Source organism: Calderihabitans maritimus, from assembly GCF_002207765.1.
GTDB classification, from domain to species: Bacteria; Bacillota; KKC1; order Calderihabitantales; family Calderihabitantaceae; genus Calderihabitans; species Calderihabitans maritimus.
The window spans coordinates 1-23,419 of record NZ_BDGJ01000020.1 but is presented as its reverse complement, the minus strand read 5'-3'; the positions used below and the strand labels follow the sequence as shown (position 1 = coordinate 23,419).

Genomic DNA, 23,419 nt, shown 5'->3' with positions numbered 1-23,419 from the left:
ACAGTGAAAAAGGGTAGAAAAAATTTATTAATTTTTTTTCTCCTGGCAGTATTGAGTTTAACCTTATTGGGATGCAGTTTTACTCCCTATCAGCAAACGGGAGTTCAAAATAACAATCCAATGGTAGCAGACAGCCATAGACACTCGAAGCCTTTAGAAGGTATATTTGTAACTATTCTTACAGGTGGTAGTTCAGGCGTATACTTTCCGCTGGGAGGTGCTTTAGCAGGTATTTATAAAGAGAAGTTAGGTGCTTCTGCTACTTTTCAGTCCACTAGTGCTTCTGCAGAAAACTGTTTTAAATTGGCAAGGGGAGAAGGAGAATTGGCCTTTGCTATGGCCGATACGGTGGCTGATGCCTATTACGGTGAGGGGAGATTTCAAGGCAATGCACTGAAAAATTTACGGGCTGTATCTGCCATGTATTCCAATTACTTTCATGTAGTTACTACCGCTGAAAATAACATATCTAGTTTAAAAAGTTTAAGGGGTAAGCGGGTGGCCGTTGGTGCCCATGGCAGCGGCACAGAAATTAATGCAAAACGTGTGTTGAATGCGGCTGGTATTACTTATGCAGAAATAGAAGAACAATTCCTTTCATTTGCTGAAGCAATTCAGGGTCTTCAAGAGGGCACCATCGATGTGGCTATTCTTTCCTCCGGGATTCCTAATGCTGCCATAAGCAAGCTTTCCCAGACAGAGGAAATTATTCTAATTCCTATTCAATCGGAACTTGTGTCCCGGTTGCAGCAACAATACCCTGCTTATAACATCGGAGCAATTCCTGGAGGAACATATGAAGGCATTGCAAATGATGTTATTACCATAACTGTAAAAAATTTACTTATTACCCATGAGGGGTTAAGTGACGAAATGGTATATCAGTTAACAAAGGCTTTTTTTGAAAACCTTGACACTTTAAGGGAAACCCATAGTGCGGCTAACAGTATTACTTTGGAAAAAGCACTGGAAGGCCTGCCTATCCCTCTTCACCCAGGAGCAAAAAGATACTACCAGGAGCAGGGAATATTAAGATCCGGGGTAAGTCGATGAAGAAAATCATTGTTTTTCTTTTGGCGATTTTGGGTGTGACTGTTGTTTTTCTTCCCATAATTCCGGTCCTAACTGTTTATGACCAGCATTCAAACAACGTGCTGTTGGCGTTTCGTCTTGAAAACAATACTTTTTCTGTTCGGTGGATACATTCAGTGGAATTAGAACCATGGCAGGAGACCTTTCAGTTAAGAAAGGGCAGGCTTGTTCTTCAAGAAACACGATTTAAAGCTTATGGAGCAGGTATGCCTACCAACGGGAAAGAGGAAATCTTTGTGGAAAATGGTTGGATCATAATCCGTGGAATAAATCGTACTTATGACAGCCTGCCTATTAGCATTTCTAAGGTAAGTGGATATCAATTAATTAGTGGTGAAAAGGTCGTCAATCTAAATGATTGGACAATAGACGGGCAGAAGATCGTTATTAAGGGTAACCGGGTAGGGCTATGGAGTTTAATCTACCCATAACTTTCAGGTACTTCCCGTGTATTTTAAATTGAAATAGTCCTCGATTTTTGACATAACGTTAAAAGGATACGAGGGTGACATAGATTATGGGCACAATGCATAGTAAACTACCATGCGTATCGCCAGAAACTGGAGTACAAGAAATTGGTAAATTGCTAGTGGATACAAAAAGTAATATAGTGTTGGTGGGTTCAGATACTGAAGAGCTAGTAGGGGTTGGCTGTATTACAGTTTTAAAGGTGCTCCTGACACAGATAGAAGGGGCCACAGTAGGCAGAAGGTAATGGGTACATATCAGTAGTATGTGTTTACTTAAGTGTTCGGGCGAGCCCTTGTAGGTTCTCCAACCGACCCGTTGCGTTAAGATATACCGCTATCGCCAGGTGAATGCCCAAGGAGATAAGGAAGGTTAACGGCAGGTTCCAGTTGTGATAGGTTAACATTCTGTTGTTGAGCAAAAGTAAATGGATGAAAGTAGCACTCAGTGGAAAGGCTAACAGCACAACTCCAACTAAAATGATATTCTTACACTGGGCCAAAAGATGACTGAAAGCGATTACCACGGGAATCCAACCTGCCACCAGGAAAAACGGGATACCAAAGATACTGACCAAGTCAACGTGATGGTAAGTCCAGAAACCGAAAACGTTTTGCATAAGATAGCCCAGCACTAAGCCTACGCCCAACCCGCCTACCAATCCAATCGCGGCTAGTGTCTTTATTCGCTCCCAGGGAACAACCAAAAACATAAAGATTAATCCACTGACAAAAACCAGTGGTCCTGCAAGACTTTGAAAAATCACATTACCTCACCTCAAGAATAGTTTTTTGATTACCCATTTATGGGTACGCAAAAACGCGATAATCGATGTCGGGGAATATATTATCTTTCTCCTCAATATCCTTAAGCCAATTTTCGTCCACTTTATGCTCCAGGATTTGTTTGTGGAGCTTCAAGAACCGGCCTACGTGAAGTTTGGTACGTCGCACGGCGTAATCTACCATGGTCCCGGTTTTCATGATAAAGGCCCAATCACTGCTCTGCGCCAGTAATACTTCCCTGGCTGCCTGGTTCAAGGCTCTCTGTTCTATCGAGGTGGGATTAGTGTACTGCCTGGCCAGCCGGATCATCTGGTAGGAGATTTCATGGAGATGCCGGTAGATCCAGTCGTTGCTTCCGTTGAGCCAGACATCGTTATACCCGTTTTCGCCCCAGCTGGAGGCACAGGGAGTAGCCGGCTGGTTATGGGGAAAAAGCTTCAGGTAGTCGCCGGGGGTTATCAGCCGGAATACGTTTTGGTCGCAAGCTATCTTACGAAGCAGGAAATCGAGCCACTGGGGACCTTCGAACCACCAGTGTCCGAACAGTTCGGCATCGTAAGGAGAGACTATCACCGGTGGCCGGTCCATCTTGTGGGCCAGGTATTCAATTTGTTTTTCCCGGTTGAACATAAAGTTGCCTGCGTGTATGGCTGCTTTTTCGGTGGCCCTGGAAGGAACGTAAGGCTCCTTGTAATCGGTCCGACCGGTTATACGGTAGTACTTGATACCAGTATGGACGCGAATACCATCGGGATGAATATACGGTTTAATGTAATCAAAGTCCAGGTCATAGCCAATATCGCGGTAAAACTCTCGGTAGTCAAAATCTCCGGGATACCCTTCGGTGGCACTCCAGACCTGGAGAGAGGTTTCTACATCCCTTCCGAAAGCGGCCACCCCCTGAGTGTTTAAAGGAGCAAAAATGGCATAGCGGGGGCGGGGGGTGGCGTAAAGAATACCATGGGTATCAACTATGAAGTAATTTAAGCCGAATTCACGCAGAATAGGTTCCAATCCCGGACGGTATCCGCATTCCGGCAACCAGATGCCTGTCGGGGGACGGCCTAAAAGCCGGGTATGCAGGTCAACGGCAACTTTTAATTGCGCCTGGATAATTTCTTTTTCCAGTCCCACCAAAGGCAGGTATCCGTGAGTGGCGGCGCAGGTTATCAATTCCAGCTTGCCTAAATCTTGAAACTTTTTGAAGGCTTGAATTAAATTGTCATTATACTTTTCATGATAAATTGTATAGGCCTCTTCGAAAAGGCGGCGGTACATACGTGCTACCTCGTGAAATTCCTTTTGGTGGCGCGTTCTTTTAACTTCTTTCTCAGCCAGTTCTCGTAAAAGGTTTAAGTGCTTCAGGTACCGCTGTTGCAAAAGCCGGTCGTTTAACATGGACAGCAGGGGCGGGGTTAGAGACATAGTTAGCCGGAAGTCAATTTCATCTTCGATTAGCCTTTCGAATACCTTAATTAGCGGTATATAGCACTCGGTGATGGCTTCATAAAGCCATTTTTCTTCCAAATAATGCTCACTTTCCGGATGCCGGACGAAAGGAAGATGGGCGTGAAGAATTAGGGCTAAATAACCTAGGGTCATCTAATCATTCCTTTCCTGCCTCAATTGGGGTGAACCGGGAACCGGTATACCTTTGGCTTTATAAACACTTTTCCACAGTTCTTCGAGGGGCGGCCATTGGGGGTCAATTTCGGAAGAAATAGAATCTGCCGGAGTTGTAACGCGGTTGGAACGGAGCAGGGGTACAAAAAGACCGTCGGCAAATTTCCTCCCCAGTTCCAGATAAAATGTGCTGCGGGGTTTTCCCACCCGGATGTACCAGTTGTTCGCCAGGTCATCGATAAAGAGGTCAAAATAGGGAGCCTTGGTCTCCGTGTAAGATTCGACACCGGTCAGGTCGTACACCCGCAGAGTTGGCCTGCTTCTCTCCCAGGCGTCCTTCCCGTACTGGGAAGTGAATTTTTGCTTTTGGGAAGGATTTAAATCCCAGTAGGCGTAAATCCAGTACGGATTCTTAACCATGGCCACCAGACGGCCTGTGGAATAACTTTGGGGTATTTGATATGTTTCTTCAGAAGAGGTTGGGAGTTGTCGTTTGAGAATAGGTTTGGTCCGAAAATAAAAAGCTATATATGCGAATAATATAATCAGAAGAATAATACCCACGACCAGGACTGGTATTAACATAGCTCCATACTCCTTCTGTCCGATCTCATAAAATGCTTTTTCCGGTGGAATAAGGGTAGCGAAAAATGGAGCGGTTCTTTCACAGTCATAGTATATCCAGAAAGCCAGAGTTTATTTTTAAAGACAGTCGTTAGACTAAAATTTTAAGTGGAGGAGAGGGAGGATGCCCCGATACTTGGTGCTTGGCAACGGTAAGATGCTGGTAAATTTTGATCAAGGTTTAAATATGCGGGACCTGTACTACCCTTACGTGGGAGCAGAAAACCACATAAACGGCAACAAAAATCGGATAGGTATATGGGTGGACAATAGTTTTTCCTGGATAGATGAAGAAGGCTGGAAGAGAGAATTGGGCTATTTGAAGGATACGCTGGTAACTCAAGCGACCGCTTGGTGCGAGGAACTGGGCGTCAGCTTAAGCATGAATGATGCCGTGCATTTCCGGCATAATGTATATCTTAAAAGGGTAACGGTCAGCAATCTGAAAGCAAGTACCCGGGAGGTACGCATTTTTTTTACTCACGATTTTTCCATCAATGGAACCGAAGTGGGGGATACCGCCCTTTATGATCCTACGGTAGATGCTATATACCACTACAAACGGGACCGTTACTTTTTAATCAACGGTATTTCCAGTCAGGGAGGTATATATCAATACTCCGTTGGGATCAAGCGCTTTGCCGGAGCGGAAGGCACCTGGAGAGATGCAGAAGACGGTCACTTGGAAGGCAATCCGATAGCCCAGGGTTCAGTGGACAGTGCTATCAGTTTCCGGATAATATTAGAACCTTACCAAACGGAAGAGCTTTATTACTGGATAGCCGTAGGCAGGAATTTTCAGGAAGTGCGACAGAAGAATCAATATGTGTTTGATAAAAAACCGTCTCGCCTTTTGGAAAGAATAAAAACTTATTGGCGCACCTGGGTTCACAAATATGATCGAGACTTCGCCGACCTGTCCCCGAAAATTATGGACTTGTTTCATCTCAGCCTGTTGGTAGTTCGTACTCAAGTAGACCAGGGAGGAGCGATAATTGCGGCTAACGACACTGATATATTAAAAGTGGCGCGAGACCACTACAGTTACATGTGGCCTCGAGACGGGGCTCTGGTCGCCTGGGCTTTGGATAGAGCCGGATATCCTGAAATAACCTCCAGTTTTTACCGGTTTTGTCAAGATATTTTAACTGAAGGAGGATACCTGCTCCATAAATATAATCCAGATGGTTCAGTCGGTTCCAGTTGGCATCCTTGGATACGCGAAGGAGAATTTCAACTCCCTATTCAGGAGGATGAAACGGCCCTAGTTCTAATAGCCCTGTGGTATCATTACCGGTATCACCGGAATTTTGAATTTATTGAGTTTCTGTACAAGCCTCTGGTCCGTAAGGCAGCTAACTTTATGGTTGAATACCGGGATCCTTCCACCGGTCTTCCTAAAGAGAGTTATGATCTCTGGGAGGAAAGAAGGGGCATATTCACTTTTACAGCCGCTGCGGTATATGGAGCCCTTAAAGCAGCCGCTAATTTCGCCCGTCTTTTTAATGACCGCATTCGAATTGAGAGATACGAGGAGGCGGCTGCTGAAGTGAAAAAGGGAATTCTAAATTATCTTTACAGTCGCGAACTAAATCGTTTTTTAAGGGGTATTTACTTTAATGAAAAAGGCGAGATCATTCCGGATGTTACCCTGGAGAGCAGTCTTTATGGAATTTTTGCCTTCGGTGTACTGGAAGCTAATGACCCTCGGGTAGTTAGTACTATGAATGCGATCGAGAAAGGACTGTGGGTTAAGACCCAGGTAGGCGGTGTTGCTCGCTATACCAATGACTACTACTTCCGCAAAAGTGATGATATCAAAACGGTTCCGGGCAATCCCTGGGTTATTTGTACCTTGTGGCTGGCCGACTGGTATATTGCCAAGGCCACGACCGAAGCGGAACTGCAGAGGGCCAGGATGCTCCTGGAATGGGTGGCCGATCATACCATGGAGAGCGGGCTTCTCCCGGAGCAACTTCACCCGTATACCGGGGAGCCGGAATCGGTAGCTCCTCTTACCTGGTCCCACGGCACCTTTATTTCGTCAGTTCTGGCTTATGTAGAAAAAGCAAGATCTATGCGCTTCTGATTTACCTTTGTCTGAGCACAAAAAAAATGATACAATACAGGTGAATTATAACTATTGTAAACGAGGTGGGGCCCTTGCAACCCACTCGACAGTTGATGCAGGCCTTTTTTTTACTTTTGTTGATTATTGCCACCGGGGTTTTGGGCTACCTCTGGTTGGAAGATATGTCGTTTTTGGATACTCTCTGGTTGACTATTACCGGTGTCACTACGGTAGGATATGGCGATATAGTTCCCGTAACTCCCGGAGGCAGGGTTTTTACCCTGTTTTTAAATATAGCCGGCGTGGGTTTGTTTCTGTATGCGGTAAGTAATGTAACGGCATTCCTGATTGAAGGCCATCTCAAAAACGAATTGGGGAGACGCAAGACAATGCGGGCTATTGAGAAGTTAAGTAATCATATTATAGTTTGTGGGGCGGGGCGGGTAGGCAATGAAATTATCTTCCGCCTGCGGAAAGAAAAAGTGCCTTTTGTGGTGGTCGAGAGCGATCCCCAGAAAGTGGCTGAGCTCTCGGCCGAAGGGGTGCTATGTGTAGAGGGAGACGCCACCAGTGATGCAGTGCTGGAGCAGGCAGGTATCCACCGGGCTGTGGGCTTAGTCACCTCCCTGCCGGATGATGCCGCCAATGTGTTCGTTACCCTGACCAGCAAAGGGCTGAATCCCCGAATAAAAGTCGTGGCCCGCTCCAATCGCCCGGAAACGGAAGAAAAACTGCTACGGGCCGGAGCAGATAAAGTTGTTTCTCCCTCCGCCATTGGAGGGAGACGGATGGCTATTTCTATTCTCAAACCTGCCAGTGTGGATTTTATCGAGACCTTAATGCATGACCAGGATCTGGAGTTTGAACTAGAGGAGGTTACGGTCAGTTCTAAATCCTCGCTGGTAGGCAAGGAATTGCGCCATTCCGGTATCAAGCAGGAGGCCAGTGCCATGGTGGTGGCCATAAAGCGGGGAGAAAAAATAATCAACAATCCTCCCGCCCATGAAAAAATCCAGGCAGGAGACTTGCTAATTGTCATTGGCACCCGTTCCCAAATGGAAAAGCTGGAACGTATGGTTTCAGGGGACTAGCTTGAAAGGTCTCTAGAGCCATTACCATAAAATCATAAAGGCCCGGTGCTCAGTCCGGAGTAGTTCGTTGGAGCAAGCTAGTTGTAGATATAGGCAGCAGGTATTTTTATATCTAACTGCCAATAGGATTATAGTGAAGATTTAGGCTGGTCCTGAAAGGAGAATTCGGTTGAGAAAACCTGACAGACCTCGCTGGACGACATGGGATTGCATAAAAGTTTTGGTTTTAGTTCTGGCAGGAAGTTACGGGGTACTTTTACTTCTCACCCCCTGGTGGGAGAAAACCGCACTAGGGCAAAGCAAAGGCGTGCGCTTTTTATTACATACTATAATTCAAGCCGGGTTAATCTTTTCAGGAGTAACTTATACGGTCAGATATCGTTACCGGCAAGACTGGGCTACTTTGGGTTTGCACGGCAGAAATTTGGGCAGAGCGTTTTCCCACGGGACCGGAGGGGGCTTTTTTCTTTTTTTGCTGGTACTGGGAATGGGAATAATTTTGGAACAATTATTGCCTGTGGAACCTAAACCCCAACCTTTTGCCCGTTTGGTAATGGAGGCAAGAAATTGGCAGCAATTGATCATACCCTTCCTAATCGGGAGCGTAATTGCTCCCTTCGCCGAAGAACTCTATTTCAGGGGATTTTTGTACCCTGCTTTGCGGGTTAAATGGGGGATCCGGTGGGCTGTTTTCCTTTCAGCGTTAATTTTTGGTTCCCTTCATTTAGATCCGGTTCGCCTGATACCTCTGGCGGTGGGGGGAGCGGGGCTGGCCTGGATTTATGAGATTTCCGGTTCTCTAGTGGCTCCCATAATTGCCCACGCCCTGTGGAACACCATTATGTTGGTTGTTTTATACTTGAGCACCACAGTATAAGGTGACGTGTTAGAGGAAAGATTACTACCGATTCTGAATTTAGGAGGCGGCGAGAGATTGAAAGCTGACCTTTTACCCGCTTGGACTTGGAAAACGGTTCTGGCAATATTTTTACTGCGCCTGGGCTTGGGAAGGCTTTTGGCGGGTTTAACTCTCTTTCTCCCCGGCATGAGTACGATCTGGGTTAATCTTTTTGACCGCCTGATTATGATTTTTTTAGTGGTCTATGTAGTTTTAGTAAGGTACAAAAGTTCCATCCGCAACTTAGGTCTGCAGCTAAGACCGTTGGGGAAAAATTTGTTAGCCGGCCTGCTGACCGGCTTTATTCTCCTGGGATTGACGAAATTAATTCCTTCTTCTGATCACCCGCTCATTCGCATGGCCCAGGAAGCCAAGACCGCCAAGAGTTTTCTGTTGCCACTTTTTCTGGGCGGTGTGCTTACCCCCGTGGCCGAAGAAATATTTTACCGGGGCTTTACCTACCCGGCTTTGCGTAAAGAGCTGGGTGTATGGTGGGGTCTCGTGTCCAGTTCCCTTTTTTTTGCTTTGGTACACTTGAACTGGCGTTGGTTTTGGGAAATCGCCTTGGTGGGATTTGGATTAACTTTGCTTTATGAAATAACCGGTTCTTTGCTACCGGGAATGATTGCCCATGCCTTCCTGAACCTGGTTCGCCTGATCGGAGTTTATCTCAATTACTCCGGTATTTAAAAAGGTATATCCCTTAACTTAAATGATATGGAGGCTTGGGAAAAGATGGCTTCCGGAGTTCCGGTTTCCGTAGGACAAGAAGTAGAAATTTGTATTGACAATATTAACCACCAGGGAGAGGGGGTAGGGCGTTACCGCGGATTTGCTCTGTTTGTACCTTACACCGTTCCCGGTGAGAAGATACTGGCCCGGGTAATTCAGGTTAAAAAAAACTATGCCCGAGGCGAGCTGGTCGAGGTACTGGAGAAAAGGCGGGAACGAGTTTTACCCCGCTGCCATAACTTTGGCCGTTGCGGCGGCTGCCACCTGCAGCATATTGATTACCCCAGTCAATTAAAGATAAAAAGAGAGCTGGTACAGGAAGCGCTGCGTCGCATCGGCGGGCTGCAGGATGTACTTGTTCATCCGGTCATTGGCATGAAAGAGCCCTGGTATTACCGCAACCGGGTCCAACTTCATGTAGGAGAAAGAAACGGTGAATTGGTAATAGGTTTCTATGCCCCCGGAACTCGCCGCCTGGTGGAGGCCGAACGCTGCCTGCTTTTCCCTCCCGAATTGGCCCCTGTTATTGAGAGAATGAAACAGCTTTTCCAGCATTGTGGAATTAAGGCTTACCGGCACGGAAAAGGAATTTTACGGCACCTGGTGTTGAAGAAAAGCCGGTCTACGGGGGAAGTAATGTTGGTGGTGGTTACTTATACCAACTCTTTTCCCGGCGGAGAAATGATTGCCGAGAAACTCATGGCTGAGTTTCCGGAAGTAGTCTCCGTATTACAAAATGTGAACCGAAGCCGATCACCTCTGGTCTTAGGTCCTCGTTTCAGATTAATCAAAGGAAAAGAAACTATTCGAGAAAAAATAGGTCCCTTCCAATTTTTGATTTCCGCACCGTCTTTCTTCCAGGTAAACCCTGAGCAGACGGAGATCTTATACCACAAGGTGGTGGAATATATAGAACCGCTGAAACCAGAAACAGTTGTAGATGTTTATTGCGGTACGGGAACCATTGCCATATTTCTTTCTCAAACGGCCCGGAAAATAATCGGCATTGAAACGGTAGCTGCTGCGGTGGAGGATGCCCGGGTCAATGCGGCCCTTAACCGGGTGCACAATTGTGAATTTCGGGTGGGTACGGCGGAAGAGGTAATACCGGAACTGGAAAGGGAGCAGCTTGAGCTCCAGGCCGTGGTCTTAGATCCACCCCGGCGCGGTTGCGATCGCCGTGTGCTGGGAGCTGTCGCGCGTTTAAATCCCCGCCGGATAATTTATGTTTCCTGTGATCCGGCAACCCTGGCCCGGGATTTGAAAATTCTTCAAGAGTTGGGCTACCATGCACGACAGGTACAGCCGGTAGATATGTTCCCCCATACTTATCATATTGAAACTGTAGCCCAGATAGACAGGCTCAAATAAGTACGAAAAGGCGACCCTCCGGGGCCGCCCCAGGTTTATTCTTTTTTCGCCTCTTTTACAATTTGTATCATTTCCTCTACCTGTTCATCAGTGGCGTTGGTATGACATTCTATGCAGGAGGTAGGCATATTGTACACTTCTTTGTAACTGGGTGGAATTACGTTCAAACGGTGGGAGTGGATGTCACCCAGCCCTTTTTCATCCCAGACCGCCGATTTGGCCGTGCGTGGCATATGGCAGGCGGTACAGCGGATGTTGGCATGGGCGGTGTACTTGCTGTCGCCGAAATGGTGCCTGGCGCCATTGAATGGTGCCCGGTCCTGGTGACATTCGAGGCAGAGTTCGTTGTTGCGAACCTGCTCCAGGCTAAACTTTTTGTCCCCCACCTGGAAACCGTCGTCATGGGGAGAATGACAGGAGAAACAGGTTTTAGGGGCGTTTTTAGAATCGCTCTTGTAGTGAGCTGTAGTCATGAAGTCCCACCACTGCTGGTGATGTTTTTGGGAGGCTACGGATTCCTCCAGGCTTACCCGCCCGTCACCGTTTTTATCTTCACCCCAGTAACCACCGCCTTCGGTGTAGTACTCGCTCAAATCATCTCCTATCTTGTAGCGACCGTCGTTACCTACCGTTTCTTTCCAGGGAAATCCAAACAGGCCCTCCGGCTTGCTCTTCCCGCGGCTATGGCACTGGCCGCATACCTCGTTGGCGGCTTTCTTAGCCAGTTTGGCGGGATTGATAATATTTTCTGGGCTGGGATTGTCGGCATGAAGGCTACCGGCTCCGTGACAGTTTTCACATCCGGTGTTGAACTCTTGGTAGCTATAGTCGGTGACATATCCATCTGCATTCCATTTCAAAGCCAGGCCGGTATTATGGCAACCGGAACAGTTCTTTTCAAAGGTCCTTTCCGGACGCCACCAGTTCTTTTTGCTCGGTTCGCCATGGCCCTCATCAGCATGATAGGGTACCCATTCTTCAGTTTTCTGGTTCCACTGGATGGGTAAGATGTAAATATTACCTTCTCTGATCGGGTCATCTACATCTTTGGTTAAGTAGCGCTGTTTCCACTCGTCCCAACCGCCGTAAGTGCCGAAAATCTTGTAATCCTTCTCTCCAATGGTTACAGTGCCGTCTTCATGCAGCACAATATCGACCAGCCTGCCACCGCCTTCTTTCATGGCCTTATAATCCAGTTTGCCGGCGGTGAAGTCCCCTTTTAGTTCAAATTTGTCCCAGCCCTTCTGTTGCAGGGATTTGGCGTGCATAGTTTCCTTCCACTGGTTGTAGATTTCCTTGTGGCAACCGGAACATTTTTCGGAACCTACATAGGTGGCTACTTCGGTAGAAGGTGGAGTTTCTTTTTCCCGTTTGCCCTCTTGCTCCCTCGGCTGGTTAAGACAACCGGCGGCTAATAAAAGACTTAGCAGGAGAGTGGAAAGCAGTACGTGAAGCAGATAATTTTTATTTCTGAACATAGCCAAAACCTCCCTCCATTAAGTGACTAATGGTTATTTTCTCTAAAAATCCTGTAAAGTATGACTTATAACCAGGGCTTTAAAAATTTTTTTTTATAATTTGGAAGGAACAGGTTAAACCAAGGGGAATAATTTAATGGTACAAACTACAGTTTGGAGGAGAAAGGTTTGGCAGGTACCGACATCAAGAAAAAGTTAGAGAAAGACGCCCTCGCCAAATTGCTGGGTGTAGAAATACTGGAAGTGAGAGAAGGTTATGCTAAAACGAGGGTTAAAGTTAGTAAGGATCTGTTAAACTCATTAAATACTACCCATGGAGCTGCGATTTTTGCCGTAGCAGATATGGCTTTGGCGGCGGCCAGCAATTCTTACGGCCAGACTGCGGTAGCGCTTAATGTAAATATTACCTATCTGCGGGCTACCGGGGAAGGAACGGTGCTTTATGCCACTGCCGAGGAGGAAAATCTGACGGCGAGGACCGGTTTGTACCGGATTGTGATAAGAGATGAAGAAGGTTGCAAGGTGGCCGTAGCTGAAGGGTTGGTATATAGAAAAAAATAATTAATGATGGGAGGAGGAATGAGGGTGCCTTCCGGCTTCGTACCTCAACTGATTTCCCTACTGTTAAGCGATAAAGTGCCCGTTTATAAGAAATGGTTATATTTGTTGCTGGTTGCCGGATACTGGCTGTCTCCCGACCTACTTCCTTTTATACCGCTGGATGACCTTCTGGTCACCCTGCTGGGAAGCTGGCTTTTCATCCGCTCGGCGGCAAACGACCTTGAGCAGGAAGGAGATCGCCGCCGGAGAGACCGGAATGTAATAGATGTGGAAGGAAAAGTTGTGGAAGATGATGATTGATTTAAGTAAAGGAGCGGGTTGCTTTTGCGTATCGGATCTCATCTATCTATTGCTAAAGGTTTAAACAACGCAGCCAGGATGGCTGGGGAAATAAAGGCCAATACGTTTCAGTTTTTTACCAGGAACCCCCGTGGAGGCTGGGCGAGAAATATACCAGAGACCGAAGTCAAATCGTGGAAAAAAATACGGCAGCAACAGGACCTCTATCCTGTTGTAGGTCACCTTCCTTATACCGTAAATTTGGCAGCGGGTAGGGAAGAAGTCCACCGCTTTGCCAGGATGGTGCTGAGGGAGGACCTGCAGCGTATGGATAATATCGAGGCCGAGTACTTGGTGGTACACCCGGGCAGTCATGGGGGATTGGGGCGAGAAAAGGGACTGGATAAAATTTTAGAGGCATTAGAGGAAGTCTTTTTGCCTTACAGTGGGAAAAGTATGCTCCTTTTGGAAACTATGGCGGGCCAGGGAACCGAGCTTGGTACTTTAGAAGACCTCGGGGAAATCCTGAATCGTCTGGGTAATCCCGACCAATTGGGTATTTGCATAGATACCTGTCATCTTTTTGCCGCCGGGTATAACTTGAGAGAAGAGAGAGAAGTAGATCGTTTGGCGGAAGATATCGAGCGCTATGTGGGGATGAACCGGGTTAAGACAGTTCACCTTAACGACTCCAAGATGCCTTGGGGAAGCCGTAAGGATCGCCATGCCGGTATTGGAGAAGGCTACTTGGGCTTAGAGGGTGTAGAAGTGCTGGTAAATCATCCCGCACTGCGTGATTTACCATTTTTGCTGGAAACTCCAGTGAAAGAATATAAAGAATACGGAATTGAGATAGAACGGGTATTGTCGGTCAGGCGATAGCATTCATTTTTTCTTGTCGTCTTCGGAAGCGGGAGAAGGACCGGAAACGCCAGTAGAGTGAGGGAAGTACAGGGTGGCGGAAGTAGAAGGAGGTATTTCCGGCGGTGGAGCGGGGGGACCGGCCAGAGGGTGACGGGGTGCATGGACTATGGTAATGCTGCTGTAAATTAGCTCTTTGCGACAGGAACAGGGCTCAGGGCAAGAACAGGTCTTGCGCAATTCGGCACGGGGGACGACTACCGTTACTTCATGGGGAATGTCCAAAGTCGTCTCCCGATTTACTTTTATATGCAGTCCGGGAAGGGACAGTTCAATTTGGTCATCGGAGTATTCGCAGGCTCCGAAGGGTAAGCGCCGTTTTTTTCTTTTCTTGTTTGTAGCCGCAGAAGGCATCAGTTTTGAGATCAGCTTGGTTACCCGATGGCGAATTGACATATTCTTTCCCTGCCCAGATAGTTTCTTGCTGTATCGTATGCATTTGATACTGTTTTTGGCTAACTATTTTCCTGTCATGTAAGCTTGTTGCCAACTAATATTATAGGTACTAAAATAAATCAGGATAGGGGAGGCGGGAGGAGGGTATAAAATTTGACGGAGCAAGAGAGGGTACAGAAGATTTTATCCGTGTTGGAAGAACTTTACCCTGAAGCTAGAACGGCATTGAACTTTAGCAATCCTTTTGAACTGTTGGTGGCTACAGTTCTGTCGGCTCAATGTACCGACCGGCAGGTTAACCGGGTTACGGCGAAATTGTTTAGAAAATATAAGACGCCCGGGGATTATGCTAACCTCTCCCCGGAGGAACTGGAAACGCATATCAAAAGCTGTGGGCTGTATCGTAACAAGGCCAGAAATATAATTGCCCTGGCTAGAATGCTGGAGGACAAGTACGGGGGACAAGTTCCGGCCAGCCTGAAGGAACTGGTGAAGTTACCTGGTGTAGGAAGGAAAACGGCTAATGTGATTTTGAGCAATGCTTTCGGGCAGCCTGCCATGGCCGTAGACACCCATGTTTTTCGCGTGGCACGTCGCCTTGGTCTTGCCCGGGGGCATACACCTTTACAAGTGGAAAAGGAGTTGCAGAAGAAGATTCCTGTTCATCTATGGTCGGGGACGCACCACCGGCTCATTCAGCTGGGGAGAAATATATGCCGGGCGCGAAGCCCCAAGTGCCCTTCATGTCCTCTTAGCGCCTGGTGTCCTGCTGGTTCAACTTGGCAAAAGTAATTATCGTATAAGCCAGGCCTTTCTTTGAAAGAATATTCGGTAAAGGAGGGCTGGCGATGCATGACCTATGGCGAAAAACCATAAAGTCTACCGGGGCGCTGTTCGCTCTTCCCTTTCGCGTGGCCCGGGAAGCGCTGGGAGAAAAAAACCCTACTTTCGGGGAAATTATGGCCATATCGGAAGATTTAATAACTATTCCGTTCAAAATGATGGAGCGATTATTTACCCGGGATAACGGTAAAGCAGCGGCGGAAAAGCGGTGGGGTCCTCGGTTGGAGAATATATGGGTTAATCCCCAGGTAACGGTTCTCTCGGAACGGGTTCAGGCAGCGGGAACCGACCAGAGACAGGTGACCTTTCACGTGAGCGGCCTTATCTGCGATGCTTGAGTTAGTAGAGTGCGCCGAGCCTTGGAAAGGTTCGAAGAGGTAAATGAAGTGCAATTTATTCCCGAAAGAGAAGCCTTTGTGGTAGACTATCGGGCGGACGAACCTTTGACTTTGCAATTGAAGCAAGTAATAGAAGCCTCGGTTCTTGTGCCTGGGGTGCGGAAAGAACTGGAGAAAGTGGGTACAACCCATTAACAGACTTTATTCGTTTATTTTTTTCAGGTTCAAGTTCCGTTATCTTAAAAAATTTTGTTTTTTTCCAAAAATGGAGACAAAACAGTTATTGAATTATCTTAAAATTCATGGTATATTAACAATATCCATAATTCTCTTATTATTTTTTGCCAATGGTCAGGCCACCTGGTGTATCTACCATAATATGTTTATGTATTTTGGTTAATTTTTATTATCAGTGGACTGACCACCAGATATACAGGTGACTGAAGGGAGTGATGGCCCGGGAGCTTGGGAAAAGTTAAACGATATCGTCAGAATATATTGAACCATGCTACCAATCATTACTTACCCTAAAATAAGACATCAGGAGGTCAAAGCATGAATTCCTTGTTAGGACTGGCGTTCATCGCGTTTATTCCTATATTATTCACTGTGATTGTAATGACCGTTTTTTCCTGGCCGGCTAAGAGAGCTCTTCCTGTGGCCTGGCTTATTTCTGCCATTATTGGGCTGACAGTATGGCGTATGGATTTAAGGCACGTATTAGGCTTTTCCATCTTTGGTGCTTTGAAAGCGTTGGACATCTTAATCATTATTTTCGGGGCTATCTTAATATTGAATACGCTTAAGCAATCAGGCGGAATGGCAACTATAAACAACGGTTTTATGGGTATCACCAGGGACCGGCGTATTCAAGCCGTGATAATTGGCTGGATGTTTGGAGCATTTATCGAGGGGGCTGCAGGATTCGGTACTCCGGCGGCTTTAGCCGGGCCGCTTCTGGTAGGTTTAGGTTTTCCTCCTTTAGCAGCAGCTTTAGTCGCCCTGATATATGACAGTACACCAGTTAGTTTTGGTGCAGTAGGTACGCCGATCTTCGGTGCTATGAGCACCCTAAGCGCTAACCTGCCCCAAGATGCGGCGCTGGTAGAAGCTTTCAAACTGTCTCTATCTCAATGGACCGCGTTGCTTCACTCCATAGCCGGTATTTTCGTCCCGCTGCTGGGACTCTGCATGCTAACAAAGTTTTTCGGTAGAGAGCGCTCTATTAAACCGGCCTTAGCCGCAGCACCATTTGCTATATTTGCCGGTTTGGCCTTCGTGGTTCCTTATTACTTAATTGCCTGGTTTTTAGGACCGGAGTTGCCATCTTTGGTAGGCGCACTGATCGGGCTTCCCATTGTTATTGTAGCCGCGAAAAAAGGCTTCTTAGTGCCCAAAACTAACTGGGATTTTCCCGCTAGGGAAGAATGGGAGAAAGACTGGCATTCGGTTGTTGATACAGGCAACGTGGGCGAAGCTAAGATGTCTCTGGTTAGGGCGTGGATACCCTATGTTCTCATCGCCTTAATCCTTGTTGTCACTCGAATTCCTTCATTGGGACTGAAAGGTTTCCTGACGGCCCAAAAATTGGTTTTGCCAAATATTTTGGGCATTGAGGGACTGGACTATGGCCTCATGTATCTGTATCTCCCGGGTACTGTGCCCTTCATACTAGTAGCCTTAATTACGCATATTCTTCATGGCATGAATGGAAGACAAATCAAAAGCGCCTGGCGGGATTCTTTCAAACAGATTACCGGCGCCGCCATTGCGTTGTTCTTTGGTGTGGCTATGGTTCAATTAATGCTGAAATCCGGTGCTAACGCCGCCGGCCTTGACAGCATGATGACGGTTATGGCCCGAGGGGTTGCCCAGCTTGCCGGTACCGCATATCCTTTCTTCGCTCCCCTGATAGGCGTGTTGGGGGCGTTCATTTCCGGTTCCAATACAGTATCTAATATTCTGTTTAGCTCCCTGCAATTTGAGACGGCAGACATTTTGGGCTTATCGCCGCTGTTAATTGTAGCTTTACAGGTTATCGGCGGGGCCATCGGAAATATGGTCTGTGTAAACAACGTGGTAGCCGCTTGTGCTACGGTGGGAACAAACGGGGCAGAAGGAAAACTTATCAGGAGAAACGCCATCCCCATGATTTTATATACCTTGGTTGTGGCGGTAATTGCCGCGGCTCTGATTTACAGCGGCTTTGATCCTTTCCCGCTGAAATAAGTTAAATGAGGAGTAAAAACGGTGGCAGGAGGAACCATTATTCCTCCTGCGCCGTACTTTTCATCATTTATTTGACCAGGTTGGCAGGGGAGGAAAATTGTGATATGTGCCTCAACAAAGTTATTGAACAGTTAACTCAAGCTTTAGGTGAAGAGAATGTTCTGACGGAAAAAGAAGAACTGGCAGCTTATTCGTTTGATGCTACTGCGGACATACCCAAGGTCGTACCCCAGGTAGTTGTCACTCCTACCAGCACCCAGCAGGTACAGGAGGTAGTTAAAATTGCTGCTAAATATAAAATGCCTCTTTATACCCGGGGTTCAGGGACCAATTTGAGCGGTGGCACTATTCCCTTAAACCAGGGGATAGTCATGGTAATGGTTAAAATGAATAAAATTTTGGAGATAGATGCGGAAAATTTAACGGCAACCGTCCAGCCGGGAGTAATTATTCAAGACCTTAATGATGCTGTTGCAGAATACGGGCTAATTTATCCTCCTGACCCGGGGACGGTGGCCACGGCCACGATGGGCGGCAGCGTGGCTGAATGTTCCGGCGGGTTAAGGGGCTTGAAGTATGGCGTAACTAAACATTATGTCATGGGACTGGAAGTAGTACTGGCCAACGGTAAGGTCATGCGCTGCGGCGGCAAGACGGTGAAAAATGTTACCGCTTACGATATGGTAAAACTTTTCGTGGGTTCGGAAGGAACACTGGGGGTCATTACGGAAATAATTGTTAAACTTATTCCCGCACCGGAAACCAGAAAAAGTGCTCTGGCCGTATTTCGTTCTCTTGACGACGCGGCTAAGGCCATTACCGGAATTATTGCCAATAAAGTTATTCCGGCAACCCTTGAAATTATGGATAATGTAACCATAAGAACGGTGGAAAATTATGCCCGTGTAGGGCTGCCTACCGATGCGGAAGCCGTCCTATTAATTGAAGTAGACGGCATCCCGGAAGTAGTTGAGAAGGAAGCAGAAGTGGTTGCTCGTGTCTGCCGGGAAAATAACGGCGAGTTGAAGCTGGCTGAAACCGCAGAAGAAAGAGATGAAATCTGGCAGGCTCGCCGCGCTGCTTTGCCTGCCCTGGCGCAGGTCAGTCCCACCACGGTTTTGGAGGATGCTACGGTACCCCGGAGCAAAATACCCGACATGTTAAAGGCGCTGCGCCATATAGCGGAAAAGTACCAGTTAACTATTGGTACTTTTGGGCATGCAGGGGACGGTAACTTACACCCTACCATTTTGACCGATGAGAACAACGCCGAGGAAATGAAACGGGTACACAAAGCGGTGGATGAGATTTTTGAGGTAGCACTGAGTTTAGGTGGGACGTTATCGGGAGAGCATGGTATTGGCATTGCGAAACAAAAATACCTGGAAAAAGAATTTGGAGAAGCAGGTATTGAAGCTTTAAAGGCTATTAAGAAGGCGCTCGACCCGGAAAATATTCTTAATCCCGGCAAAATCCTAAAATTCTAGGGGGCATAACCATGGCCTGTTACGATTCCCTGGAAAAGATTAAAGCGGAGATTACCAAATGCATGAAGTGCGGCAACTGTCAAGCCGTATGCCCTATTTATAAAGAAGTGATGAGAGAAACCGGTGTAGCACGGGGCAAAATTCAGATCGCCAAGGACCTTTTGGAAGGACGACTAGAACATACAGAAAAGCTGCAGGAAATTTTCAACCTCTGTTTGACCTGTAAAGCTTGCGCCGCCAATTGTCCCAGCGGCGTGCGGCCGGATAAAATTATTTTAGCTACCCGGGCGGCTATAGTCAGAAAGAGAGGATTACCCCTTGTAAAAAGACAAATATTTGGCCTCATGTCAAAACCCCGGCGGTTCCGGATGGGAATTGGTATGGCCAGTAAATTGCAGGCTCTGGGTCTGAAAAAGATCAAAGATAAGGACCTTGCCCGCCCCCGTTTCCCCATTGGGCTGGATATGAAGCGTATAGTAAGACCGCTGGCGGGCAGGCCTTTGTTATCCCAGATACCGGAAGTGAGTAAAGTTCCAAAGTCGCGGGCACGGGTCGCATTTTTTACCGGCTGCATGTTGAATTACATTTACACCCAGGCCGGCCGAGCGGTGATAGAAGTCCTTAATGCCAACGGGGTTGATGTGGTTACGCCCCGAGAGCAGCATTGTTGCGGTATTCCGGTGCTTGTCAATGGCGATGTAAAAACGGCTAAAGAAATTGCTAAATATAACCTGGATGTTTTTGCCCGCGGAAACTATGATGCGATTATTACTCACTGTGGAAGCTGTATTGGTGCCTGGGTTCATCATTACCATGAACTGCTAGCTGATGAACCCAGGTATGGAGCTCTAGCCAAAGAGCTTTCCGCCAAAGCATTTGATGTCAGCCAATATCTCGTCGATAAATTAGGAATGAGAGAACCTTTGGCTAAGCTGAATTATACGGTAACTTATCACGACCCCTGTCATATGGTTCGGGGTGTGGGCATAAGTCAACAACCACGAAAGGTAATTAGAAATATTTCGGGAGTAACGTTGAAGGAAATGAAAAAACCCGATCGGTGTTGCGGCAGTGCAGGTTCTTTCAGCCTCAGTTATTATGAGCTGTCCGGGAAGATAAGAGATAAAAAAGTAACTGATATACTTTCGGTGAATCCTGATATAGTCCTGACCAGTTGTGGTGCATGCCGCATGCAACTGGAAGAAGGTTTATACCGGGCGGGGTCAGATATTCCGGTCCGGCATGTGGTAGAGGTATTGGCCGAAGCGTATGCCAAAGAAGGAGGCGTGACTAGTGAGCGAAAAACTGGTTAATGAATTTATTCAAAAGGCTGAGGCTGCTGCTGCCAAAGTAACCAGAGTAAAAACTCTTGATGAAGCGTATAGAGAAGTTCTAAACATAATACATGAAGCTCAAGTTCATGAAGTAGGCTGTGTAGCCACGGACATGACTCAAGGGCTGTTCCCGTTGTTAAAGGAGCAGGGAATCAAAGCCATAGCCGAAGGAGCTCCGCGGGACCTGGCCCGGTTGGAGATTGGTATTGTGCCGGTTGATGTGGGTATTGCCGAGACCGGTACCGTTGCTCATGATGCAACCGATCTTTACAGCAGGTATTTTTCCATGCTTTGCCCTGTAAATATTGTTATGCTGAGAACTTCAAGAATTAAGGAGAATATGACGGAAGCCCTGAAGCTCTTAGAAAATAGCGGTATTTATCCTGCGTACATGGCGTTTATCACCGGTCCCAGCCGAACGGCGGATATTGAAAGGGTCCTGACAATAGGGGTTCATGGTCCCGGACGTCTGCATATTATCCTGGTTGATGAAGGGGAGTGATTAAAATAGCCGTTAGCAAAGAATTTAAGAACCGAGTGAAACAAGCGCTGGAAAACGAAAATTTACGGCGTGCTCTCACTAAATTTGGCAATGACTATCCTGCTGCCCGGGAAAGAGCATATGCGGGGAAAGATGTCGAAGCGCTACGGGATTATATTTCTAAAGCTAAAAGAAGAGCGGCACAGAATATTGATTCCCTAGTGAAACAGTTTACCAAAGAAGCGGAAAAACGCGGCGCCAGGGTTTTCTATGCCCGCACGGCGGAAGAAGCGAATGAATATATTGCCAGAGTGGCCGAACAGGAGAATGTTAAAAGGGTTGTTAAATCTAAATCCATGGCCTCCGAGGAAATTCACCTTAATAAGCATTTGGAGCAAAAGGGTATTGAGGTGACCGAAACCGATTTAGGAGAATGGATTATACAGCTCATGGGGCAGAAACCGTCGCATATGGTGATGCCTGCCATCCATTTGACCCGCCAGGAGGTAGCGGCTACTTTTTCCAAATATCTTCATGAAGAGGTGCCGGATGATCCCTTAAAACTTACTGAAATTGCCCGCAGGGAGTTGCGAAAGAAATTTCTTACTGCCGATATGGGTATCACCGGGGCCAACATAGCCGTGGCGGAAAATGGCTGTCTCATAATTGTAACCAACGAAGGAAACGCCCGGCTGACAACTACCCTACCGCCGATTCATGTGGCTTTGGTCGGTATTGAGAAATTTGTAGATAATATGGAAACGGCTGCTAAAATATTGGAGGCCTTACCGAGAAGTGCTACTGGACAAACTATTACCAGTTACGTTACCATGATTGATGGAACCACACCGGTCTGGAAAGACGGAAAAGTTGTTGAAAAGCAATTGCATATTGTGATTCTGGACAATGGACGCAGGAAACTACTTGAAGATCCCGTTTTCCAGGAAGCTGCCCAGTGTATTCGTTGTGCCTCCTGTCTAAATGTTTGCCCTGTTTATCAGCTGGTCAGCGGTCACGTTTACGGGTATATTTACACCGGGGGAATAGGAGCTATTTTAACGGCCTTTTTACACGGCGAAGATGCCGCTTACGACCCGCAAAACCTCTGTATTAGCTGCGGTAAATGTGCTACTATTTGTCCTGGCAAAATAAATATTCCTGACTTGATAATCGAACTGCGCCGGAGATTGACGGAGAGAAGAGGACTTTCTTTTGCGGAAGATATTATTTTGAGAAAGGTATTGGCTAAGCCGCGTACTTTTCATAAATGGCTGAGACGGGCGCGAGCTTTACAAAAACCCTTCGCCAGAGATGGATTTATCCGCCATTTACCGCTGGCCTTTTCCAGTTTGACCGAGAGTCGCAGTCTCCCGGCCATAGCAGATAAACCGTTAAGGGATATCGTTCCACAATTGAGAAAAGAAATAAAAAATCCTAAGTTTAAGGTTGCTTTCTACAGCGGGTGTATTATCGACTTCAGTTACCCGGAAATAGGCGAGGCTGTTTTTAAAAGTCTGCAGGAGCGGGGCGTTGAAGTAGTGTTTCCCGAGGGTCAAAGCTGCTGCGGGGCACCCGCGAAGTATATGGGAGATCGAGCTACGGCTCAAGCACTGGCCAAACAGAACATAGAGGCACTGGAACAAGTTGATGCCGACTATGTCGTAGCCGCCTGTCCTACATGTATCCATGCCTTAAAACATGATTTTGTAAAACTATTAGAAGATGATGTAGAATGGAAGAAAAGAGCAGAGAGAATGGCAGGTAAAGTAAAAGATTACTCCGAATTAATGAACGAACTGCCGCCATGGCATGAGGAGAAGAAAGAAACTGGGCAAATGGTCAAAGTAACCTACCACGATTCTTGTCACTATAACAGGAGTTTGGGGTTGGCGGATAAACCAAGAAATCTGCTCCATAATAGACCGGATGTAGAACTAATCGAAATGAAAGAATCGGAACTGTGCTGTGGTTTCGGAGGCTCGTACGCTGTCAAGTTTCCGGAAGTATCGGCGGAGATCATGAAACGGAAGATTAAAAACATCGAAGAAAGCGGTGCCCAAATCGTGGTGACCGACTGCCCGGGCTGCATTATACAGTTAAAGGGAGGTTTGGATAAGGCGGGCAGCAAAATCAAAGTGATGCATACGGCGGAAATTATGGCTGGAAAAATATTTACTATGCGAAACGAAACGAAAAGGGGGAGATGATGGATGGATTTAAAACAGGTGAGGGAAACCGCGAGAGAGAAGCTTAAAGGTTACTGTCGGGTTTGCCCGGTGTGCGACGGTAGGGCGTGTGCCGGGGAAGTGCCCGGTAT

At 47.0% G+C, this 23,419-nt stretch carries 23 protein-coding genes and 1 pseudogene; 19 read left to right on the top strand and 5 right to left on the bottom strand.

Annotation, left to right across the window (positions count from 1 at the left end; genetic code table 11):
- Positions 1–3: 3 nt before the first annotated feature.
- Both KKC1_RS03375 and KKC1_RS03370 read left to right on the top strand, forming a co-directional pair.
- Positions 4–1,053 (top strand): TAXI family TRAP transporter solute-binding subunit, encoded by a 1,050-nt coding sequence (locus tag KKC1_RS03375; protein ID WP_192868056.1) that lies wholly within the window; start codon positions 4–6, stop codon positions 1,051–1,053.
- Positions 1,050–1,523, top strand: coding sequence for a DUF1850 domain-containing protein (locus tag KKC1_RS03370; RefSeq protein WP_088553100.1), 474 nt, complete (start codon positions 1,050–1,052; stop codon positions 1,521–1,523). The genes KKC1_RS03375 and KKC1_RS03370 overlap by 4 nt, the downstream gene beginning before the upstream one ends.
- Positions 1,524–1,831: 308 nt before the next feature.
- Here the strand turns inward: KKC1_RS03370 and KKC1_RS03360 are convergent, their stop codons facing one another.
- From KKC1_RS03360 to KKC1_RS03350, 3 genes are read right to left on the bottom strand one after another with little or no spacing between them, the layout of a single operon-like run.
- Complete coding sequence (locus KKC1_RS03360) at positions 1,832–2,326, bottom strand: hypothetical protein (RefSeq protein ID WP_088553098.1); 495 nt, start codon at positions 2,324–2,326, stop codon at positions 1,832–1,834.
- A 37-nt stretch (positions 2,327–2,363) separates the two neighbouring features.
- Positions 2,364–3,947, bottom strand: a complete 1,584-nt coding sequence (locus tag KKC1_RS03355) for a glycoside hydrolase family 57 protein (protein WP_088553097.1) — start codon at positions 3,945–3,947, stop codon at positions 2,364–2,366.
- Positions 3,948–4,553, bottom strand: coding sequence for a DUF4912 domain-containing protein (locus KKC1_RS03350; RefSeq protein WP_088553096.1), 606 nt, complete (start codon positions 4,551–4,553; stop codon positions 3,948–3,950).
- Positions 4,554–4,716: 163 nt separating this feature from the next.
- Between KKC1_RS03350 and KKC1_RS03345 the strand changes: the two genes are divergently transcribed.
- The 5 genes from KKC1_RS03345 to rlmD all read left to right on the top strand — a co-directional run bounded on the left by KKC1_RS03345 (position 4,717) and on the right by rlmD (position 10,755).
- Positions 4,717–6,681 (top strand): glycoside hydrolase family 15 protein, encoded by a 1,965-nt coding sequence (locus tag KKC1_RS03345; RefSeq protein ID WP_088553095.1) that lies wholly within the window; start codon positions 4,717–4,719, stop codon positions 6,679–6,681.
- Between the two features lie 74 nt (positions 6,682–6,755).
- Positions 6,756–7,754 (top strand): potassium channel family protein, encoded by a 999-nt coding sequence (locus tag KKC1_RS03340; RefSeq protein WP_143288665.1) that lies wholly within the window; start codon positions 6,756–6,758, stop codon positions 7,752–7,754.
- A gap of 169 nt (positions 7,755–7,923) precedes the next feature.
- Positions 7,924–8,631 (top strand): CPBP family intramembrane glutamic endopeptidase, encoded by a 708-nt coding sequence (locus KKC1_RS03335; protein WP_088553093.1) that lies wholly within the window; start codon positions 7,924–7,926, stop codon positions 8,629–8,631.
- 57 nt (positions 8,632–8,688) lie between these two features.
- Positions 8,689–9,342, top strand: a complete 654-nt coding sequence (locus KKC1_RS03330) for a CPBP family intramembrane glutamic endopeptidase (protein ID WP_088553092.1) — start codon at positions 8,689–8,691, stop codon at positions 9,340–9,342.
- A gap of 45 nt (positions 9,343–9,387) precedes the next feature.
- The gene (rlmD, locus tag KKC1_RS03325; RefSeq protein WP_192868055.1) at positions 9,388–10,755 is read left to right on the top strand and encodes a 23S rRNA (uracil(1939)-C(5))-methyltransferase RlmD; all 1,368 of its coding nucleotides are present in this window, start codon (positions 9,388–9,390) and stop codon (positions 10,753–10,755) included.
- Positions 10,756–10,790: 35 nt separating this feature from the next.
- On the opposite strand, the gene KKC1_RS03320 is transcribed toward rlmD, so the two are convergent.
- A complete protein-coding gene (locus tag KKC1_RS03320) occupies positions 10,791–12,233 on the bottom strand; it encodes a multiheme c-type cytochrome (protein ID WP_088553090.1) in 1,443 nt (480 codons plus the stop codon).
- A 168-nt stretch (positions 12,234–12,401) separates the two neighbouring features.
- On the opposite strand from KKC1_RS03320, the gene KKC1_RS03315 reads away from it, so the two are divergent.
- The 3 genes from KKC1_RS03315 to KKC1_RS03305 are packed head-to-tail and all read left to right on the top strand — an operon-like array spanning position 12,402 to position 13,955.
- A complete protein-coding gene (locus tag KKC1_RS03315; protein WP_088553089.1) occupies positions 12,402–12,794 on the top strand; it encodes a hotdog fold thioesterase in 393 nt (130 codons plus the stop codon).
- Between the two features lie 24 nt (positions 12,795–12,818).
- Positions 12,819–13,094 (top strand): hypothetical protein, encoded by a 276-nt coding sequence (locus tag KKC1_RS16190; RefSeq protein ID WP_192868054.1) that lies wholly within the window; start codon positions 12,819–12,821, stop codon positions 13,092–13,094.
- A gap of 24 nt (positions 13,095–13,118) precedes the next feature.
- On the top strand, positions 13,119–13,955 hold the full coding sequence (locus KKC1_RS03305) for a deoxyribonuclease IV (protein ID WP_088553088.1): 837 nt from the start codon (positions 13,119–13,121) through the stop codon (positions 13,953–13,955).
- Between the two features lie 3 nt (positions 13,956–13,958).
- Here the strand turns inward: KKC1_RS03305 and KKC1_RS03300 are convergent, their stop codons facing one another.
- Complete coding sequence (locus KKC1_RS03300; RefSeq protein WP_088553087.1) at positions 13,959–14,390, bottom strand: hypothetical protein; 432 nt, start codon at positions 14,388–14,390, stop codon at positions 13,959–13,961.
- A gap of 153 nt (positions 14,391–14,543) precedes the next feature.
- Between KKC1_RS03300 and nth the strand changes: the two genes are divergently transcribed.
- The 9 genes and pseudogenes from nth to KKC1_RS17330 all read left to right on the top strand — a co-directional run.
- A complete protein-coding gene (gene nth / locus KKC1_RS03295) occupies positions 14,544–15,182 on the top strand; it encodes an endonuclease III (RefSeq protein WP_088553086.1) in 639 nt (212 codons plus the stop codon).
- Between the two features lie 56 nt (positions 15,183–15,238).
- Positions 15,239–15,571: a hypothetical protein gene (locus tag KKC1_RS03290; RefSeq protein ID WP_088553085.1), complete on the top strand. Its 333-nt coding sequence runs from the start codon at positions 15,239–15,241 to the stop codon at positions 15,569–15,571.
- Between the two features lie 9 nt (positions 15,572–15,580).
- The gene (locus KKC1_RS15985) at positions 15,581–15,766 is read left to right on the top strand and encodes a hypothetical protein (RefSeq protein WP_088553084.1); all 186 of its coding nucleotides are present in this window, start codon (positions 15,581–15,583) and stop codon (positions 15,764–15,766) included.
- A 360-nt stretch (positions 15,767–16,126) separates the two neighbouring features.
- Positions 16,127–17,800, top strand: a complete 1,674-nt coding sequence (locus KKC1_RS03280; protein WP_088553083.1) for an L-lactate permease — start codon at positions 16,127–16,129, stop codon at positions 17,798–17,800.
- Between the two features lie 104 nt (positions 17,801–17,904).
- Positions 17,905–19,287 carry an FAD-binding oxidoreductase gene (locus KKC1_RS03275; RefSeq protein ID WP_088553082.1) on the top strand — a complete coding sequence of 461 codons (1,383 nt, stop codon included), beginning with the start codon at positions 17,905–17,907 and terminating at the stop codon, positions 19,285–19,287.
- 11 nt (positions 19,288–19,298) lie between these two features.
- Positions 19,299–20,600 carry a (Fe-S)-binding protein gene (locus KKC1_RS03270; protein ID WP_088553081.1) on the top strand — a complete coding sequence of 434 codons (1,302 nt, stop codon included), beginning with the start codon at positions 19,299–19,301 and terminating at the stop codon, positions 20,598–20,600.
- Entirely contained in the window at positions 20,581–21,123 is a 543-nt protein-coding gene (locus KKC1_RS03265; RefSeq protein ID WP_088553080.1) for a LutC/YkgG family protein, read from the top strand. The genes KKC1_RS03270 and KKC1_RS03265 overlap by 20 nt, the downstream gene beginning before the upstream one ends.
- Positions 21,120–23,309 carry an L-lactate dehydrogenase (quinone) large subunit LdhH gene (gene ldhH / locus KKC1_RS03260; protein WP_238134179.1) on the top strand — a complete coding sequence of 730 codons (2,190 nt, stop codon included), beginning with the start codon at positions 21,120–21,122 and terminating at the stop codon, positions 23,307–23,309. The genes KKC1_RS03265 and ldhH overlap by 4 nt, the downstream gene beginning before the upstream one ends.
- A gap of 3 nt (positions 23,310–23,312) precedes the next feature.
- A pseudogene (locus tag KKC1_RS17330) lies at positions 23,313–23,419 on the top strand (alpha-hydroxy-acid oxidizing protein); the annotation flags it as partial.

What these genes read in the sequence shown, in the direction of transcription:
- KKC1_RS03370 (WP_088553100.1), top strand. Translation starts at nt 1,050, where the DNA reads ATGAAGAAAATCATTGTTTTTCTTTTGGCGATTTTGGGTGTGACTGTT.
- KKC1_RS03355 (WP_088553097.1), bottom strand. Translation starts at nt 3,947, where the DNA reads ATGACCCTAGGTTATTTAGCCCTAATTCTTCACGCCCATCTTCCTTTC.
- KKC1_RS03350 (WP_088553096.1), bottom strand. Translation starts at nt 4,553, where the DNA reads ATGTTAATACCAGTCCTGGTCGTGGGTATTATTCTTCTGATTATATTA.
- KKC1_RS03345 (WP_088553095.1), top strand. Translation starts at nt 4,717, where the DNA reads ATGCCCCGATACTTGGTGCTTGGCAACGGTAAGATGCTGGTAAATTTT.
- rlmD (WP_192868055.1), top strand. Translation starts at nt 9,388, where the DNA reads ATGGCTTCCGGAGTTCCGGTTTCCGTAGGACAAGAAGTAGAAATTTGT.
- KKC1_RS03320 (WP_088553090.1), bottom strand. Translation starts at nt 12,233, where the DNA reads ATGTTCAGAAATAAAAATTATCTGCTTCACGTACTGCTTTCCACTCTC.
- KKC1_RS03300 (WP_088553087.1), bottom strand. Translation starts at nt 14,390, where the DNA reads ATGTCAATTCGCCATCGGGTAACCAAGCTGATCTCAAAACTGATGCCT.
- KKC1_RS03290 (WP_088553085.1), top strand. Translation starts at nt 15,239, where the DNA reads ATGCATGACCTATGGCGAAAAACCATAAAGTCTACCGGGGCGCTGTTC.
- KKC1_RS03280 (WP_088553083.1), top strand. Translation starts at nt 16,127, where the DNA reads ATGAATTCCTTGTTAGGACTGGCGTTCATCGCGTTTATTCCTATATTA.
- KKC1_RS03275 (WP_088553082.1), top strand. Translation starts at nt 17,905, where the DNA reads ATGTGCCTCAACAAAGTTATTGAACAGTTAACTCAAGCTTTAGGTGAA.
- KKC1_RS03270 (WP_088553081.1), top strand. Translation starts at nt 19,299, where the DNA reads ATGGCCTGTTACGATTCCCTGGAAAAGATTAAAGCGGAGATTACCAAA.